The sequence below is a fragment of the Candidatus Similichlamydia laticola genome (assembly GCF_003339615.1).
GTDB classification, from domain to species: domain Bacteria; phylum Chlamydiota; class Chlamydiia; order Chlamydiales; family Parilichlamydiaceae; genus Similichlamydia; species Similichlamydia laticola.
In genome coordinates this window covers 1-16,964 of record NZ_QQBG01000010.1, presented here as the reverse complement: position 1 = coordinate 16,964, position 16,964 = coordinate 1, and the positions used below count along the sequence as shown (strand labels likewise).

13 protein-coding genes and 2 tRNA genes are annotated in these 16,964 nt (G+C 44.7%); 8 read left to right on the top strand and 7 right to left on the bottom strand.

Annotated features, from left to right (window positions below; genetic code table 11):
• Window positions 1-8 precede the first annotated feature (8 nt).
• Complete coding sequence (locus HAT2_RS01130) at window positions 9-1,103, bottom strand: hypothetical protein (protein WP_114544204.1); 1,095 nt, start codon at window positions 1,101-1,103, stop codon at window positions 9-11.
• Window positions 1,104-1,296: 193 nt separating this feature from the next.
• Between HAT2_RS01130 and HAT2_RS01125 the strand changes: the two genes are divergently transcribed.
• From HAT2_RS01125 to pnp, 7 genes are all read left to right on the top strand, one after another.
• A tRNA-Val gene (locus HAT2_RS01125) sits at window positions 1,297-1,369 on the top strand.
• A 76-nt stretch (window positions 1,370-1,445) separates the two neighbouring features.
• A tRNA-Asp gene (locus HAT2_RS01120) sits at window positions 1,446-1,519 on the top strand.
• A gap of 64 nt (window positions 1,520-1,583) precedes the next feature.
• Window positions 1,584-2,507 carry a YitT family protein gene (locus HAT2_RS01115; RefSeq protein ID WP_114544203.1) on the top strand — a complete coding sequence of 308 codons (924 nt, stop codon included), beginning with the start codon at window positions 1,584-1,586 and terminating at the stop codon, window positions 2,505-2,507.
• A 59-nt stretch (window positions 2,508-2,566) separates the two neighbouring features.
• On the top strand, window positions 2,567-4,744 hold the full coding sequence (locus HAT2_RS01110) for a P-type ATPase actuator domain-containing protein (protein ID WP_114544202.1): 2,178 nt from the start codon (window positions 2,567-2,569) through the stop codon (window positions 4,742-4,744).
• Window positions 4,745-4,775: 31 nt separating this feature from the next.
• Window positions 4,776-5,690, top strand: coding sequence for a metallophosphoesterase family protein (locus HAT2_RS01105; RefSeq protein WP_181860286.1), 915 nt, complete (start codon window positions 4,776-4,778; stop codon window positions 5,688-5,690).
• A gap of 83 nt (window positions 5,691-5,773) precedes the next feature.
• On the top strand, window positions 5,774-6,043 hold the full coding sequence (gene rpsO, locus HAT2_RS01100; RefSeq protein WP_114544200.1) for a 30S ribosomal protein S15: 270 nt from the start codon (window positions 5,774-5,776) through the stop codon (window positions 6,041-6,043).
• A gap of 126 nt (window positions 6,044-6,169) precedes the next feature.
• Entirely contained in the window at window positions 6,170-8,239 is a 2,070-nt protein-coding gene (gene pnp, locus HAT2_RS01095) for a polyribonucleotide nucleotidyltransferase (RefSeq protein ID WP_114544235.1), read from the top strand.
• A 14-nt stretch (window positions 8,240-8,253) separates the two neighbouring features.
• Here pnp and ftsH read toward each other — a convergent pair whose 3' ends face one another.
• Together ftsH and HAT2_RS01085 are read right to left on the bottom strand one after the other, a co-directional pair.
• Window positions 8,254-10,953 carry an ATP-dependent zinc metalloprotease FtsH gene (gene ftsH, locus HAT2_RS01090; protein ID WP_114544199.1) on the bottom strand — a complete coding sequence of 900 codons (2,700 nt, stop codon included), beginning with the start codon at window positions 10,951-10,953 and terminating at the stop codon, window positions 8,254-8,256.
• A 200-nt stretch (window positions 10,954-11,153) separates the two neighbouring features.
• Complete coding sequence (locus HAT2_RS01085; RefSeq protein WP_114544198.1) at window positions 11,154-12,098, bottom strand: cytochrome d ubiquinol oxidase subunit II; 945 nt, start codon at window positions 12,096-12,098, stop codon at window positions 11,154-11,156.
• 267 nt (window positions 12,099-12,365) lie between these two features.
• Here HAT2_RS01085 and HAT2_RS01075 point away from each other — a divergent pair, with 267 nt between their 5' ends.
• A complete protein-coding gene (locus tag HAT2_RS01075) occupies window positions 12,366-13,151 on the top strand; it encodes a TerC family protein (protein ID WP_114544196.1) in 786 nt (261 codons plus the stop codon).
• Here HAT2_RS01075 and HAT2_RS01070 read toward each other — a convergent pair.
• The 4 genes from HAT2_RS01070 to HAT2_RS01055 form a co-directional block, all read right to left on the bottom strand.
• Window positions 13,148-13,576 carry an ATP synthase subunit C gene (locus HAT2_RS01070; RefSeq protein ID WP_420885374.1) on the bottom strand — a complete coding sequence of 143 codons (429 nt, stop codon included), beginning with the start codon at window positions 13,574-13,576 and terminating at the stop codon, window positions 13,148-13,150. The genes HAT2_RS01075 and HAT2_RS01070 overlap by 4 nt on opposite strands.
• 22 nt (window positions 13,577-13,598) lie before the next feature.
• Window positions 13,599-15,497: a V-type ATP synthase subunit I gene (locus HAT2_RS01065; RefSeq protein WP_114544194.1), complete on the bottom strand. Its 1,899-nt coding sequence runs from the start codon at window positions 15,495-15,497 to the stop codon at window positions 13,599-13,601.
• Window positions 15,475-16,095, bottom strand: coding sequence for a V-type ATP synthase subunit D (locus tag HAT2_RS01060; RefSeq protein WP_114544193.1), 621 nt, complete (start codon window positions 16,093-16,095; stop codon window positions 15,475-15,477). Before HAT2_RS01060 ends, HAT2_RS01065 begins: the two co-directional genes overlap by 23 nt.
• The coding region (locus HAT2_RS01055) for a V-type ATP synthase subunit B (protein ID WP_114544192.1) at window positions 16,092-16,964 on the bottom strand (873 nt) is incomplete at its 5' end. The genes HAT2_RS01060 and HAT2_RS01055, both read right to left, overlap by 4 nt.

Genomic DNA, 16,964 nt, shown 5'->3' with positions numbered 1-16,964 from the left:
CCCAAACATCAATGTTCGAAACGATCAAAACAGTAAACATCTCCAGCCTGAAAGGCGAATGTGACCAGTTCAGATCCGATAACATGACACATACCGGGTCCACCTCCTTTTCGGGTAGATCTAAAACCCTTTACGCCTGGAGGAAAGACCAGATTACAAACAAAGTCTTGCATCACTGTCAAAACACAGCGCCTCAAACGACGACGCGACCACATCAAACTGCAAAACCCAAAGCTACAAGGCAGATCGCGTAACCGCCCCGAGACAAACCAAGAAGGCAAAACAGGAGAAAGAACCAATTGCCCATTCTCTACTCGCACAAGCGATCTGAGAATAGCTCTCCCAAAGTAGAAAAGAATTTTCAAAGGGGACCCTTTCCCACTAAAAAAAGGTTTGGTTCCATAAAAACGTTGATCTTTCCAACTTGGCACACCAGTTCTTGAAAAGTGGTGTCTCCAAACAGAAACAAAATCGACCGAAAGAATATTTTGTTCTGAGGCAGAACACACGATTCCCCCCTCTTCAAGCTCATGAGGAAGAAGACAAGAAAGAGCATAAAGACAAGGCAAAAGCTCCTGAGGATTAGTCCTCTGATCAAAAGAATCTAAACACTTTTTTTTGCTAGAACCGAAGGAGAGTTTGGGAATTTTCACAAAAGAGCTAGCAGGTAAAGGTGTTGAACAAGGGCAAGGCGCTTGATACAAAGAAAGGCGAATCCATTCACCTCTGACAAGCTTTCCGACTTCTTCACCTTCTAGGGAGGTCACATGAAGAAAAGATCCCCTCAAAAGACAAAGGGCACAAGAAAAAGGATCTTTGTCCCTTTGTAAAGCAAAAACAGAAACTGTTTTCCCTGTTTGTAAAATGACGAGAAGGCGTTCTCTATCCCATTGACATTCGACTCGAAACGAGTCGATTGCATGAGAGAACTCCAATATCAGTGTGCTGATCTCCTTTTCCTCTGTGTTACTCACGTCGAAAAAAATGAGTCGCGTCGGGAAAATCCGTACTATCCAAAAAGTACGAGGAATCCAATATAAAAGCCCTACCTGGCTGCTAAAAGCTGTGTAGGAAAGGAAAGCAGAAACAGCGAAAGTGATCATGACAAATTTGGGAAAAAAACAAGGCCGCCCATGGTCAGGCTAAACAGAGAAATAAGGCAAGAGGCAAGATTCCAGAGCAAGTAAAATCTATGTTTGTGATACCTGGAAGAAAGCCTCTGCTCTGACTTCGGTACGCGTTCTATGTTATTGGCTACAATCGCTATCTCTGGTACACTGCGCACCGCACTTGCTGGGGTGCATAGCTCAGTGGTTAGAGCATCTGCCTTACAAGCAGAGGGTCATAGGTTCAAATCCTATTGCACCCATCTAGGTGAACACAGCAATACTTTATTACAGAGGCGGAGATTGCTTTAGTTTTTTCTATCGATTGTAGTCGTTTATGCGGGAGTAGTTCAATTGGTTAGAGCGCTGGCCTGTCACGCCGGAGGTTGCGGGTTCGAGCCCCGTCTCTCGCGAATGATTACGTCCCATGGCCTCTTTCCTTTTCTCGCACTCCGTAAGCACAGGGAGGAGTAAATCGTGGTCTCTTTCTCAGAAAAACAGGGAACGTCGAGGAAAATCTTATCAAGGGTCTCTTCTTGTTGCTTCATTGTGCTAGGGGCGCTTCTTACGGCTTTTTCGCTGCATTTCTTTCTGCTCCCTAACAAACTCATCGATGGCGGAACCGTCGGTCTGGCTATTCTTGTCACCCAATTTTTAGAAACGCCCTCCCGTCTGCCTTTGGCCGTTCTAATCCTTTCGTTTCCGTTTGTCTTGTTAGCGCACCGTCACATTGGCAGACAGTTTGTTATGCGCATGCTTTTAGCTGCGATGAGTTTCTCTTTTGGTCTTTACTTGATGGAAGGACTGGAAACCCATTTTGTTGGGGATATTCTTGAAATTGTCGTCTTCGGCGGCATTACGCTCGGGTGCGGCATCGGACTAATCATTCGCAACGGTGGTTGTCTGGACGGAAGTGAAATTGTGGCCATTCTTGTAAACAGACGCTTTGGGTATACCGTTGGCCAGGTAATTGTGGCTTTCAATGTTTTAATTTTTACTATCGCAGGTTTTCTCTATTCCGACTGGAATTCTGCTCTTCGGTCATTGATGACCTACTTCGTTGCCTATAAGATTATTGACATGGTCTTACAAGGTTTTGACGAGGTGAAAGCCGTTACGATCATTTCCAAAAGACCTAAAGAAGTCGCCGAGGCCATTATTCGAGAAATAGGCGTAGGGATCACAATCATGTACGGACGAGGTGGTTTTTCGGGTGATAACAGAGAAATTTTATACATCATTATTGAGCGTCTGCAACTCGTTGAACTCAAGTCTGTGGTCCTCCGTGAGGACACAGAAGCTTTCATTGCGATTGAAGACCTACACGAAGTCGTCACTGGTACCGGTACTGGACCTGTGCTAGGCCACCGCAAAAAGAGGAAAAAAAAAACAAGCCATTAAAGACGTGAGACCTCTACCCAGAACTGGTGTAATCTTGGGGCCATTCTTGTGGGGAAAACATGTACAAAGCCCTTTTTAGAATTCAAAGTCCTAGCACGGTCCATTATGAAAGTATCTTGCGAGAGGATATCGCCCGTCTTCCTGGGTTCCGTAAAATTGGCATTAACCCCCTTTCACACGCCTTTCTCGTCGCTTATGAAGCAGAGGCATTCGAACCTTCTTTTCTTCTGAGACTCCTCGAAGAGAAAGGGATTTTTTGCACGTTAGAGTGGGTCATTGAAGACAACTTCTATAAGACAAGCAGCTTAGCTTTAGTACGGCTACGCTCAGCTGGTTGTCGTATACTCAGCCTTATCGGGGTGAGTCTCTTCCAAGCCATTCTGGTAGGATCTCAAGAGGTCTCTTTAGGCCTTGCCTTTTTAGGATTAGGCGACCTGTACTGGACAATGTATCAGATACGGTTATCTGGATGTTTACCAGAACTGGTCCAGAGACAAATGAAGTGGCTAACCTTTTATGCCTCTCTCTGTCTCGCTCTCAGAGTAGGGGGAGAAGTGGTTTTTCCTCATCTTCTCTTTATTCATTTTCTGCTGACTATTGCGAGTGCTTCTGTTCTTCTCCATACAGATCTCATTTCTAAGATCACACATCAGCAAGATCTAGATCACCTTTGGGCACAAGTTAAAGTCATTCGTAACGGCATTCATGACCTCATTGAGATTCCTATTGATACCATTGTTGGAGGAGAATTTGTACTTGTACAAGTTGGAGACCTTTTTCCAGCTGACGGTACCATTACATCGGGAGCGACTTTAGTAGATGACTCCTGGTTAGATGGAAAAACCTATTCTTGCGCCAAGTACGAAGGAGATCAAGTCCTTTCGGGCAGCAGAAACTTGACAGCCTCTGTTCTGGTTCTAACAACGTGTTCCCGCAAGCTTTCCCTTTTCAGTCGAATTCATGATAATCTTATCCCTTTGGATAGTAGAAAAGCACCAACACGAGAATTCACCTTCTCAATCATGCCCTTCCTTTTGGGAATAGTCTTAACGTGTTGTTTTGAGTTTTTATTATTTAATATTCTTCAGTTCCCTCGACCATCTCTTGGACTTGCTTTAAGCAGAGTAATTCATGGATTCCCTTTTCTAGGTTTTTTAGGGCTTGCCTTTACAGATGCCTTAACACGCAGACAAATTTTGGAGGAACACCCTGAGATTTATGTTCCCAAACTTTTTCTGTTTTCGGAACCAATCCGTCACATTATTTTTAAAAAAGAGTTTTTAACAAGAAAGCGTTATATTCTCAGTGATCTTCTTACATTACCGTCAGCAGTCTCTATTGAATTAACTTTTCACTCCTCTTTCTCTAAAGGTGCCGTTCTCCTCATTGCCTCAAGTATCCAGAGGCATGCTAACCTCGAATTGGCCCAGGCTCTCTTCGATGTTTACATTCCTAATTCGACCCAAAAAAAACCAAAGGAAGCCATAGAGATTGTATCTTCGATGCTGTCCTTCTCGAATATCGACCCAGGAAAAGGCATTGAAACATGTTTCCGGGGTTCACAAATCTTAATGGGCTTACCTGATTGGATTGCCCAAAAAGGGAAAACAGACCTCTCTATGATCCGTGATTGGATCGACACATGCTTAATTAAAGGAGAGCACGTTGAAGTCATGTCTTTAGAAGGGGCAATCATTGCTGCCTTCTCCTTTGCGGAAGAGTGCTTGCCTAACACGCTGTCCATTTTACAGTCTATTCAACGAGCTAACTGTCAGTCCATCTTGTGTACAGAACACATTAAATCTCCCTTCATTGATGAAATTCGGCGCTTCACCGAATTAGAAGTGATGCATCCAGAAGAGATCGGGTCTTTTATCCATAAATCTGGCAAGAGAGTAGCTTGCATAGAACGACCCCTTTCACCCATGCCCCTTGAACCGTCCTATCTTGAAATTTGTACTCTCAAAGAACGGACAGGGGATGCTATCCCCATTCAAATTGTTCCACAAAAAGAAGAGCACGTAGGAGTAGCTCTACTCCTTATCAATCAGTACATACGTATAAGAAACCTTAATATCCTGTTATCCTATCTTTGGAGCGCTTTTACAATTAACTTGCAGGCCCTGATCGCTCCTCATTGGACAGAGATATTCCTTATTTTGCTCCAGCTATGTGGAGCTTTGGTGATTGGTCTCCATGCTACGCAATGGCTTCATGTACGTTGCACTAAACAATAATGTTATTGCTTTCTCAAGGATCTTCTTCAACATGAACGACAAGTCAATGCCTTTGTGTTTTGCGCACCTATCCGATCTGCATTTTTTTTCCACCGAATGGAATCTTGCCCTCTTTTCTTCTCCACGCGCTCGAAGTTTCTTGGCACAACTTCACGCCCTTTTACCCTTTTCTTCGCGCAAACAGTTCCCCGGTCATGCGAAGATCCTCTCCGAATTTTTAAAGAACCATTCCCCACCGCTCGACTTCATCCTCATTTCTGGGGATTTAACAACCAAAGGCTCTGCAAAAGAATGCGCCCTTGCTCGGAGTTGGTTGAAAACAACCGATCCTATTCCCAAAATCATTATCCCAGGTAATCATGACGTGTTCCAAAAAGGAGAGAAGCAGTTCCCCTTTGAAACGCTGCTCCTACTTAACGGATTCGGCTTCGATCCAAAAGAGTTCTCGGAAAAAAGCTGCACACTACTGACTCTTCCTCAAGGATGGCGTTTTCTTCTACTCGATTTGACGCATCCTAAAATTGGACATGCACAAGGTCTCTTTTCAAAGGAGCTTGAGAAACAAGTCGACAAGATACTAGCTGCTTCGTCTGGCCCATGTATTGTTTCTGGACATTTCCCCCTTTATGGAGGAAGAACAAAGATACGGTCTCTATTACGACATCAGGAACTTTTACAATGTTTACTCCAGCATCCTCAGGTTAAGCTCTATCTACATGGACACACACACACGTTACATCATCGTGTTTGGACAAAAGATCAACATGAACTGCTCTCCCTTGATAGCGGATCATCTCTGATTGGAGAGCAACCTACCTGGGGTATCTATACATTGACTCGAGAACAGATCATATCAAAATGGTTTGAGATAGAGCAGGCGACCCCCTGGGAACTTGGATCTTTCACGAAGGGGCTTTCCGCAGAGGATTCGCTTCCCACAGCTTGAATTTTTAGTCCGAGTTCGATAGAATGCTCCCTTTACAGTAGTTGTATTTGCCGTCTGGTGCGATTGGGAGGCCGAGAGCAGAAATGTCTCTGGATAAAAGAACAAAAGACGAAATTTTGAAACGGTTCCAACTCCACGAAAAGGATACCGGCTCGGCTGATGTACAGATTGCGATTCTCAGCGAGAAAATCACTGAGATGTCTGAGCATTGTAAAAAGAATGCTAAGGACCGCAGTGCGAGACTAGCTCTTCTTAAGCTTGTTGCTGCTCGACGTAGGCTACTTGAGTATTTGAACTCTACTGACACGAAGAGGTACCGTTCTCTTATTTCGAGATTGAACCTACGTCGGTAGTTCCTTGCATCGTTTGCCTAGGATGCAGGGAGTGGCTTGTTTCTTTTCGTTCTGACCTCTTCCTTGAGGCTTTGTCCGTAAGAACCTTTTCTTTTGTGTTCTGGGAGCATTTCTAAAAAGGTTTTCATGACTAAAAAACAAGTGCGTGTTGAAATCTGCGGGAAGGAGATTTCTTTTGAGACGGGTGAAATCGCGAGGCTCTCTGGTGGGTCGGTTATTGCCCGATGTGGGGAAACTGTTGTTTTCTCCTCTCTCTGCTATTCCAAGTCTCCGAACCCAGACGTTTCTTTTTGCCCTCTACGAGTAGATTATCAAGAGAAATTTTCCTCGATTGGCAAGACTGTAGGCGGGTTTATCAAACGTGAAGGCAGGCCTTCCGAAAGGGAAGTTCTTGTTTCTCGCTTGATTGATCGTTCCCTTCGGCCTCTTTTTCTAAAGGGTTTTACCTCTGAAGTTCAAAGTTTGTCCATCGTTTGGTCTTACGACAGACAAAATCTTCCTGAGACACTTGCTATTTGTGCAAGCAGTGCTGCTTTGGCTCTTTCATCTGTTCCCGTGCAAGCTCATGTCGGTGCAGTTCGTATTGGTTTAATCAACGGCACTCTGGTAGTCAACCCTTCCGCCTCTCAGATGATACAAGCGACTTTCGAGTGCACTTTTTCTGGTACGCGCTATGGCTTAACAATGGTAGAAGGTCACGGCAAAACGGTATCGGAGTCTCTTCTGCTTGACGCCGCTGACCTGGCAACGGGAGCTATTCACTCTATTTGTGATGCTCTGACCGAGTTGGAACAAAAAGCTGGAAAACCAAAACTCCCTTTTGAGGGAGATCAAGATGGTCTGATTGAGCAAAGCATACGTTCCTCTTGGACGCCTGCCGTTCGTCAAACGCTTGACCTTTCGAGTTCTGTAGAGAGACAAGAAGCTATTCAGGCTCTCAGACAAGAAATTTCCTCCACTTTTTCAGAGCATGATCTGACTTCTGCACGTATTGGCTTTGAGATGCTTTTACGTGAGGAAATGAAGAATCGTATTTGTTTGGAAGGGAAGCGTGTAGATGGAAGATCTCGAGAAGAGATTCGTCCTATCTCTATTCATCCTGGTTTTTTACCTCGTGTACATGGTTCGGCTCTCTTCACAAGAGGTCAAACGCAATCTGTGGCTGTCTGTACGCTTGGCAGTGAACAGATGTCGCAACGCTTCGAAACCTTAGATGGAGAGGGAGCACAGCGTTTCTACCTACACTATTTCTTTCCTAGTTTTTGTGTAGGTGAAATCGGCAAGATTGGCAGTCCAGGTCGTCGAGAACTAGGGCATGGCAAACTAGCTGAAAAAGCTCTCGAGTCCATTTTACCCGATAAGACGACTTTCCCTTATGTCATTCGTATTGAATCAACCATCACAGAGTCGAGAGGGTCAAGTTCTATGGCTTCTGTTTGTGGAGGTTGTCTGGCTTTGATGGACGCAGGTGTACCGATCCAAGAGCCTGTTGCGGGCATCGCTATGGGGCTATTTCTAGACCGTGAGACAGGAGAAGCAGAAGCTATCTTAAGTGATATCTCTGAAATAGAAGATATGTTTGGAGACATGGATTTCAAGCTCGCTGGCACGAAACAAGGCTTCACAGCTCTCCAAATGGATGTTAAGGTCAAAGGCATTCCTCTTACCGTATTAAAGCAAGCCATAGCTCAAGCTGGTAAAGGCATCCAAGTGATTCTCGGCCATATGTTAGCGGCGTGTCCTCAAATCAAGAGAGAGCTACCTGATCACGTTCCCCGAATCGAAACGGTTAAGATTCCCTTGAACAAAATTGCGACCCTCATTGGATCCAACGGTCGAACCATTCGATCTATCTGCGAGCAGAGCCATGCTGACCTTAATATTGAAGATGGAACAGGCCTTGTTTACATTTCGGCTCCATCTAAAGCAGCTATCTTGAAAGCCAAGCAAATGATCGAAGACATCACAGCCGAACTAGAAATCGGAAAAATCTACCGAGGCAAGGTGAAGTCTGTAGCTGCTTTTGGACTTTTCGTTGAGGTAATGCCTGGTAAAGAAGGCCTCTGTCACATCTCTGAATTGACACAGAGCAGTCCAGGAGCCCTCCACTCTCACAAGGTAGGGGACACAGTAGACGTTAAGGTTATCGACATCAACATGAAGGGACAGATCAAGCTGACCCAAAAAATTAGATAAAGAAAGGGGGATAGCTAATCCCCTTCTTTTTTCTCTTCTTCCTGAGCAGGTCGAGCTGTTTCTTCTCTCTTGCCTTCTGCTGGCTCTACGGGGACAACTTTTTCTAAGGTTTCCCCAGACTTTCTCTTTTTTTCTGCATCAAATGTACCAGCAATAACCTCTTCCAACTCTTGCCCATCCAGAGTTTCAAATTCAATTAAGAGATCAGACAACTTCTGGAGAAGCTCTTTCTTCTCTTCCAGGATCTTTTTGGCTGTAGACTTAGCCTCTGCACAAATAGCCAAAACCTCTTCATCTACAGCACGAAGAGTGTCGTCTGAACAAGCCGAAACAGAAGATCCCATGTAATGAGAAGACTCAGCCTTTTCTTCTAAGGCTACAGGACCAAATCTCTCACACATACCCCATTCACAAACCATCTTCCGTGCAATATCTGTTAATCGCTCGATATCATTCTGAGCTCCACTAGAGATATCACCAATGAGGACCTCCTCTGCACAACGCCCACCTAATAACATAGCCAAAATGTGCCGTAACTCCTCTTTCTTATAGCCAGTCCTGTTCTTGGTTGGAAGAGTATAGGTCGCACCTAAAGCTAAACCTCTCGGGATAATGGTTACTTTTTCGACTGGATCACAATGAGAAAGGGACTTAGCCACAATAGCATGGCCGGCCTCATGCACAGCTGTCGTCCAACGCGCTTCCTGGTCTAGTTCAAAACTTCTTCTTTCCTTACCGAAAAGGACCTTATCGCGTGCCTCTCGCACATCTGGATCTTGTACTATTTCAGAAGAGCGATGCACAGCTAGAAGAGCCGCTTCATTAAGGACGTTTTCCAGATCGGCTCCCGAGGCTCCAGGAGTCGAGCGAGCAATGCGCATTAAGTCAACCTCTGGAGCTATTTTGATCTTTTTAGCATGAAGCTGCAAGATTTCGTATCGCCCCCGAATATCAGGAAGATCAATCACAACTCTTCTATCGAAACGCCCAGGACGCAAAAGAGCTTTATCAAGAACATCCGGCCTATTTGTTGCAGCTACTAAAATGATGCCCTCATTACTTTCAAAACCATCCATTTCGACAAGGAGCTGATTCAGGGTTTGTTCCCTCTCATCGTTTCCACCACCTACACCTACTCCACGATGACGCCCAACGGCATCAATCTCATCCATGAAGACGATACAAGGAGCATGCTTTCGGGCTTGGTCAAAAGTATCACGGACACGACTCGCACCTACCCCTACAAACATCTCTACAAAGTCAGATCCCGACATCGAGAAAAAGGGTCGATCAGCCTCACCAGCAACAGCCTTGGCAATCAGGGTCTTTCCTGTTCCTGGTGGGCCAACACATAAAATCCCTTTAGGAATACGCGCACCAATAGCTAAAAAAGGCTGTGGATTCTTCAAAAAAGAGACGATCTCCTGAAGCTCGGCTTTGGCTTCTTCAGCACCTGCAACATCCTCAAAGGTCACTTTGGATGTCCCCTTTTGAAGAAGACGTGCAGGAGAACGCCCAAAAGTAATGGCACCACCACCCATTCCTTTCAACTGCTTGGAAAAGGATACGACCAAAAAGATGAGCATAATCGCAAAAGGGAAGAGAGTGACTAAATAGTTCAAATAGTTAGGCGCCACCTCTTGGCTTCTAAAGGTGCTCTCTAAAACCAAACTTCTCATTTGGTCTGGAATCTTGAATGTATGCCCTTTGTTAAAGGGAAACTGTTCCCAAACCTCACTCGCCTTGGAGAACCACAGAGAAAAGCGGGAAGGATCTTGTTCAGCCAATTCTTGACTCGATACGACGGCGTCTTCAAAGAACCAGATGACACCCTCTTCCTCTTGTAAAGCATGCTCCAGCTGCAGCTGGAGGGGTAATAGCTTCTGCCCGACCTCGATTAGACTATCTAAAGATTGATAGTAATCTCGAATGGCACGCACCTTCGACTCCCTGCCCCAACCACTCGGGTCTTCGAGACCGTGCACCACAACAGAAAGATGATCAAAAACGGAACGTAAAGCGTGCACGTGTTCTTGAAGACCACGATAGTTCACAGACTCTTCTAAGAGGGCAGAGCTAGCACGCAAATGAGCTTTAAGTGATTCAGAAGCCAATCCCAAAACAGGAGATTGCAACTCTTCATAAAAATCTTGAAGAAGCTGACAGTAATGCGGAACGTCTGAAAGGCGGGGAGAGGCAAGAAACATAGAAAACCGATCTGTCACTTGCTCGAAAGAGAGAAACTGAGGAAAAGGCTCCTGCTGACAAATAATTCCTTCAACGGCTTCTGGAATCTCATATGAGGGAGGAACAAGAACAAGTTGTCCCCTTTGTGGATGAGCAAAACGAATAGAAACAAAATAGTTCCAAGCTAAAATAGAGGCCTCCCTTGCCTGCTTTAGCTTCGAAAGCAGTCGTGTTTTCCTCCCCTGTAAATGGAAAACGTTGTTAAGCAACTGCAGAAATTGGAACCTTTTTTCAGACAGCTCGGGTAAATCGTCACGGAAGCGACCATGCAAGGTCACCAGCCCGTGATTGAGAGCAACCTTCCGAGACTCATCCGGTTGAATAAGCTCGAGATTGACCAGATGCTCCAGTTGGTGAGGAAAATAAATTTTAGCAGAGGATAAAGTGAAAAGACCCTGCATGAAGGACATTCCCAACAATGCCAAGGCAACAAGAATGAAAAAACCACTAGGAACCCGCTTCTTCACTTGTTCATTTCCTCCTCAACTAACAAATAGAGTCAAACAACGACAGAAAAGACTTACGTAAACGGCACGGATCATACAATAAACAGCTTTAAAGTTCCTCAGCACAAGAGGAAAGAAAAGCCATGAGCTAATGACAAAAAGAAGAGCCTTCCCTTCAAAAAAGAGAAGGGAAGGCAACAAAGATATTCCAGAGAGGCAACTTAATCTTCTAAACTGTTGTGTAGACTCACCAGAGCATCCAAGCTAGATTCCATTTTCTTTAGAGGCTTAGCAAAGCTCTTTTCTCTTGGGTGAAGCGACACGTAAACTGGGAAAAGACCAATAAGAGAAACCGAAAAAAGAGGTGCAAGGATAGCCACATAGGAAAGACCAAAGGCTTGCGCAGACGAACCCCTAGCTTGCAAGAGAAGGGCCGAAGTCGAGGCAATGAGCCCTAAACTCATCATAAAAATAGCCAGAGGACTCATTAATAATCTTTCAAAGACCTCTTGGTGTTGCGTCCGTAATAAAATTAAACAGACCAAGCAAGCAAGAACGCTCAAAATAGAAAAGGCCACGACGAGCCTGTCTAGTCTCTCTTGTTTTTTGTCTGGAGCAGCATGCAGCAGGTAGAAAGAGCCGTGTACAGCAAAAAGGCAAACAGCAGTTAGTCCCATCACGATAGCGTAGGGAGAGAACAAAACGATCGCATTCTTTACAAGAGCTCCAGAAGGAGCCACGGGCAAGCCAATCACCAACTGCCCAGAAAGAAAGCCTCCTGAAAAAGCCACGAGAGAACAAGACAAAGAAATCCCTATATCCAATATCTTTTGGAGACAAGCACTCTCCACTTTTTTCCTGTAAAAGACAAAGAGAGGTTTGAGAACAAGACCGGCAACAAGAGCTACCCAAATAAAACGAAAAGACTGAAAGAGTGTTGCAGAGACCTTAGGAACACCTGCAAAGAGTACCCCACCTCCTGAAACAAGCCAAATTTCGTTCCAATCCCACTTTGCGCCTACAACCCGGAGAGATTTTTTCTTGTCGGCCTCCCGTGTTCTAAAAACATGCAAAATACCAACTCCAAGATCATAGCCGTCGAGGATGACGTATCCTGCAATGAGAAAGGTGTACAAAACTAAAGAAAGCTGCTGAATACCTGACATGAAACAACCTCAATGATGCTTCGGAATGAAGGACCAAGCTCTCCAATAGGAGACTCTCCCCCCTCATGTAACAAACAAGGCCTGAATCTCGACTCGTCTATCCTCGTCTGAGTAGCGGTGATACAACGGTCTGCAAAAATGAGAAAGCTAAAAAAAAAGAACACCCAGTTTGGGGCAACAATAGGGAAGACAATAGATTTAAAAGAGGAATAAAAGATAAGTAAAAGGTAAAGATGGCCTCGGTCAGAAAAGGCAAAGGAAAAGCTTATGCTCGACAGTTTGATCATCGTCGGAATCTGTTTCTCCATCATCATCTTTCTCAACTGGAAGCAACCCAATCTCATTGCGCCGATTTATGCCATGCGCATCTTGAGTGCAATTGGCTGTCTTGCTGTCCTATCCACTCTTTGTATCCTCCTGTTTTGGAAAACAATAGACCCAATAAGAAGCCTGACCAATCGCGAGGCTGCCATTCAGTTCCTTTCGACTTTTCTCATTTGTACCCTGACAAATATTGACAACTTAGCCATGTTCCTTTCTCTCTTTGAGCTCTTTGAACTGGACAGAGAAGACGAAACAAGAGTTTTGAAAATTGTTCTTATGGGAAGGGCAATCATTCGCATGGTATTGCTGACTATGGGAATTTTGCTCATCCAAAAAGCAAGATGGGTCGTCCGTCTCCTCTCCCTTCCCCTTCTCTATACAGGGTATAACCTTGCAATAGAAGACCACAAATCGGCAAGAGGGTTACAGAAGGTTGTTCACAAGTTGCGCGTTAAAGGTTTGACCATCAAAGGTCGTTCGAGAACGGGCCCTTTAGCCCTTACCCTTTTACTGATCAGTGATACCTTTTTGGGAATAGACTCGACAGCAGCGACCTTGGCCTTCACAAACAATATTTTGATTGCCCAAACAGCCAACCTTCTTGCCCTCGCTATGCAAGTCCCTTTCTATGTTCTTTTAAAGAGAGCACAAGAAAGAAGTCCCCAAGTCAAACGCATTCTAGGCATCTTGCTACTCTGTATCGGACTACATATTCTCGCTTTCGGCTAGTACATGATTAAAAGAGAAAAGACGAATGCAAAAAGGGCAAAAGACTCAATTACCCCAATGGGAGCCCAAGCTTTCCCGTAATTTTCCGGTTTCTTAAGGGACATGTAAATACCAGAAGCGCAGATCTTACCCTGTGCTACAGCAGATATTGCAAGGGCTAAGCCACAACCTAACCCTAGAAAAACACCGCTCACGGGAGAAAAACTTCCTGCCAAAATGGCGTTTTTCATAAGCAACATCAAAATAAAGCCAAAAATAGATTGAGAGGCAGGAGCCGCGGACATAGCAATGTATTTCCCATGGCCTTCGTCAGTCTGCGTCATCACAGATAAACAAGCCGCTGCTGCAATCTGACATCCCAAACTGCTACCAATACAGCCTAAAGCTAAAGCCAGACCCGGCCCCACCATATTAAAGTCCACCACAAAAAGCCTCACTACCTTTTGATTACTCCTGTAAAGACAAAGGTCGAAATTTCCGACCCCCTCCTTCAAAGGAGTAACGATACCATTCCAAAAAATTTAACCGTAAACTGTGCACAACAGCGCCCATAATACCCAACCCAAAATTGATGACATGACCAAGCAGAAGGCAAGGCAAAGCAAAAGGAAGTGGGAGGAGCCCTGCAATAGAATTAAAAGTAGAAGCAATAATTGCACCTGAAAGCCCCAAAGCGTAAAGACGCAAGTAAGACAACACATCTGAGAAGAGCTGGATAGCATTCATCCACTCCAAAACCCCACTTAATAAGCCCCTCTCCTTAATGGCAGCCAAATGCGCTAAAACAAAACCACATCCTGTTAACCCTTTGGCGAAGAGAGCCATTCTCTTCTGTGGCAAAGAAAAGACGTAGTGGGGCAACAAAGTGGCTCCTAAAGAATCAGCCAAGACAAAATAACCCCCTATTAGAAAGAAAGCCCATCCCCAATGGGTTAAAGTACGAGCTCGTCCTCTCCACATGGAAAGCAAAAGATGTAAGACACCAATCATGAGAACAAGCTCTTTATTAGAGGAGTCTACCAAGTTGTTCTTGATAGGGGTAGAAATTTGCCCTCCTAAAACGATCTCAAAAGTTAAGGGAGACTCTCCCGAGTGTACATGTTCTTTAAGACGAGGGTAGCTTTGCAACCATCCTGCCCACGTCTCGTCTTGTCGATTTTGATGATAAACCGCTTTTTTCGAGGCAAGATAGTGGAGAGGTGAGAGAGCAGAAGAAAAAGTCATCCCAAAAAAACTACCCATCATCCCACCCCAAAAAGTGGTTGTTGCCCCTAAAAGAAGACCCAATTTTATTAAACGATAAACTAGAGGATCTACTACTCCCTTCCCCCTCAAGTAAAGGGAGGGACAGAAGATAAGCAAACCATACCCCATATCAGCCATGATTAAGGCAAAAAAACAGGCAAAAGCAGCTAGCACCCAAAGAGAAGGATCAGGGTCAAAAGCATGGGGCACATCGTAAATTTCAACTAGATCTTGTCCTACACGAGCGTAACCTTCATTGTGAAAAACGGTAGGGGCAACTTCTTTTTCTGGGGGAAGAACTTCTTCTACATAGACAGAACAGGAATGGGCAAGCCGATCTATGTCTTTTCGATGAACAGGATGAGACCAGACAGAAACTGTAAAAATACCGCACCGCTCCTGCATGGTTTCCTCAGCTTCGCACAAATGCATCGTCTCCAAGAGAGACTTTCTGGCCCCTTCAAGAAAGGGTGTCAATTTCTTTAAGCGAGAAAATTGTTCCTCTTCTATGAGAATCGCTTTTTCTAACTCGTCAAATTCTTCCTTCCATTCGTAAGGATCCACCCGGAAAGAGAGAAGTCTGCTCTGCACATCTGCATCAGGCTCCCCAAACAAGAGCCCATAACAATAGGTCGCATCGTGAAACACTTCAAGAAAACGAAAAGCCTCTCCTTCCTTGCAATGTCGTTCTTTATGTGTGAGAACAAGAAAGGAAATCTTCTTTCCCAAGGATTGAGCAAGAGCATGGATAACGGAACGCCTAAAGAGGCCAAAAGGCAAAAAAACCTCTCTTTCTTCAAGTAGAGTCTTTTTTCTCTCTAATAGCTTTTCCTTTCTAGCCTGTGACGCAACTATTTCTTTAGCGATCCGAACTGCCATCTCTATGCGACCTGCATCCCTTTCGGATTTCAAAGGGACCACTTTCTCTTTACAAAGAGAAAGAGCCCTCACAAGGACATGATACTTCTCTAAAAAAGGAAAAGCACAAGAAAAAACCCTTTCGAATTCGACGAGGCCTAAGGATTGCAAACCCTTAAGAAAGCGCTCTTTTTCTACGGAAGAACCAACAAAAATCAACCTACACGCTGGAAAACAAACCATCGTCCACCTGCATTTTTCTCTTTTTAGAGATTTTAGAGCGTCCAATAGCTGCCAATTCCACATCTCCCAAGAAGACCAAAATCTTTTTTATGTTGCCTTGCAATTTCGGTATCAACACTTTTTCGATAAGATTCGTACGAACAGAGATGCGCTTAAACTCCTCCTCTAGAAGCTTCAGCCTTTCCTGCGCATAGTGGAAACGGATCTTCGTCTCTGCACAACTTTTGAGTAAACAAACAAATTGTTCTGTACCGGCAGGCGTCCCTGCAAAAGAATAGGAGACCTCTTTCCAACTGATCGAGGAGATATAGGGCAGCTGTACACCCGCAACGTTCTCCAGAGCACGCTCTATCGAATCAACAACAAGCAAAGAAGCAACATGCGGGTTCAAAGAAAAAGAGACCTTTTGTTCTGAAACAAATTGAAATGCCCGTTCTAATTCCTCATTTAAATGAGAACAAGCAGACCGCGCTGTAAGAACTTTGCTTTGCAAAAGACTCTTCTTTAAACTCAAAATTGGCAAGTAGGCTCGAAACTCGGCTAGCTTTTGCCGCTGAATTCTCAACTCTCCCTTGGTCAGTTTCAAAGAGGCAGTCATACTGCCTCTTTCCAATGGGGACGAAACTTTTCAACAAGAGAGAACTTAATTCCTGCTTCCTGGGGAGAAAAAATAGCGGAAAGAATATCCCAAAGCAAGTCCAAGGCTTGTTCAAGAGGCAAGTCAACCTCTAAAGGCAGTAACTCCTGATCAAAGCGCTCCGCAAAAAGGAGAAGCTTTTTATCCCAAGGAGAGAGCTCAAATCCCATAGACATCTTTTCTTTGCTTTGCCTAGCACTAGCCAAAAGTCGGACTGTTACATTGGCAATTTCTCCGTGATCTTCACGTGTAGCATGTCCGATAACAAGTTGCTTCAAACGAGAAAGAGAAGAGAAGGGATCAATTCGTCCATTCTCTAAGAAAAACTGCCCTTCTGTAATATACCCAGTATTATCAGGGATTGGATGTGTGATGTCCCCCCCAGGCATCGTTGTCACCGTCACTAATGTTATAGAGCCTCCGGAAGAAAGCTCAATGGCCCTTTCATAACGAGCAGCTAAATCGGAATAGAGGGATCCTGGATAGCCCCGTGTAGAGGGGATCTGATCCATACTAATAGCAATTTCCTTTAGGGCATCGGCATAAGCCGACATATCTGTAAGCAGTACGAGGACATGCTTTCCCTGAAAAGCAAAATGCTCTGCTGCTAATAGAGCTAATTCTGGAACAAGTAGACACTCTGCCACAGGATCAACAGGCGTATGAATAAATAACACACTTTTGCTAAGTGCAGCGGAGGAAGATAATTCTTCGACGAATGTCTGAAAAGCGTCGAAGACTAAACCCATCCCTCCTAAAACAACCACATCCGCATTGGTTTGCTTTGCAATGCGCATCAAGAGAGCATTATGTGGTTCCCCTGCTGTCGA

Bases quoted from the DNA above. Each gene is read 5' to 3' on its own strand.
- rpsO (WP_114544200.1), top strand. From the start codon at position 5,774: ATGTCTCTGGATAAAAGAACAAAAGACGAAATTTTGAAACGGTTCCAA.
- HAT2_RS01110 (WP_114544202.1), top strand. From the start codon at position 2,567: ATGTACAAAGCCCTTTTTAGAATTCAAAGTCCTAGCACGGTCCATTAT.
- HAT2_RS01105 (WP_181860286.1), top strand. From the start codon at position 4,776: ATGAACGACAAGTCAATGCCTTTGTGTTTTGCGCACCTATCCGATCTG.
- HAT2_RS01065 (WP_114544194.1), bottom strand. From the start codon at position 15,497: ATGGTTTGTTTTCCAGCGTGTAGGTTGATTTTTGTTGGTTCTTCCGTA.
- HAT2_RS01130 (WP_114544204.1), bottom strand. From the start codon at position 1,103: ATGATCACTTTCGCTGTTTCTGCTTTCCTTTCCTACACAGCTTTTAGC.
- HAT2_RS01085 (WP_114544198.1), bottom strand. From the start codon at position 12,098: ATGTCAGGTATTCAGCAGCTTTCTTTAGTTTTGTACACCTTTCTCATT.
- HAT2_RS01060 (WP_114544193.1), bottom strand. From the start codon at position 16,095: ATGACTGCCTCTTTGAAACTGACCAAGGGAGAGTTGAGAATTCAGCGG.
- HAT2_RS01075 (WP_114544196.1), top strand. From the start codon at position 12,366: ATGCTCGACAGTTTGATCATCGTCGGAATCTGTTTCTCCATCATCATC.
- pnp (WP_114544235.1), top strand. From the start codon at position 6,170: ATGACTAAAAAACAAGTGCGTGTTGAAATCTGCGGGAAGGAGATTTCT.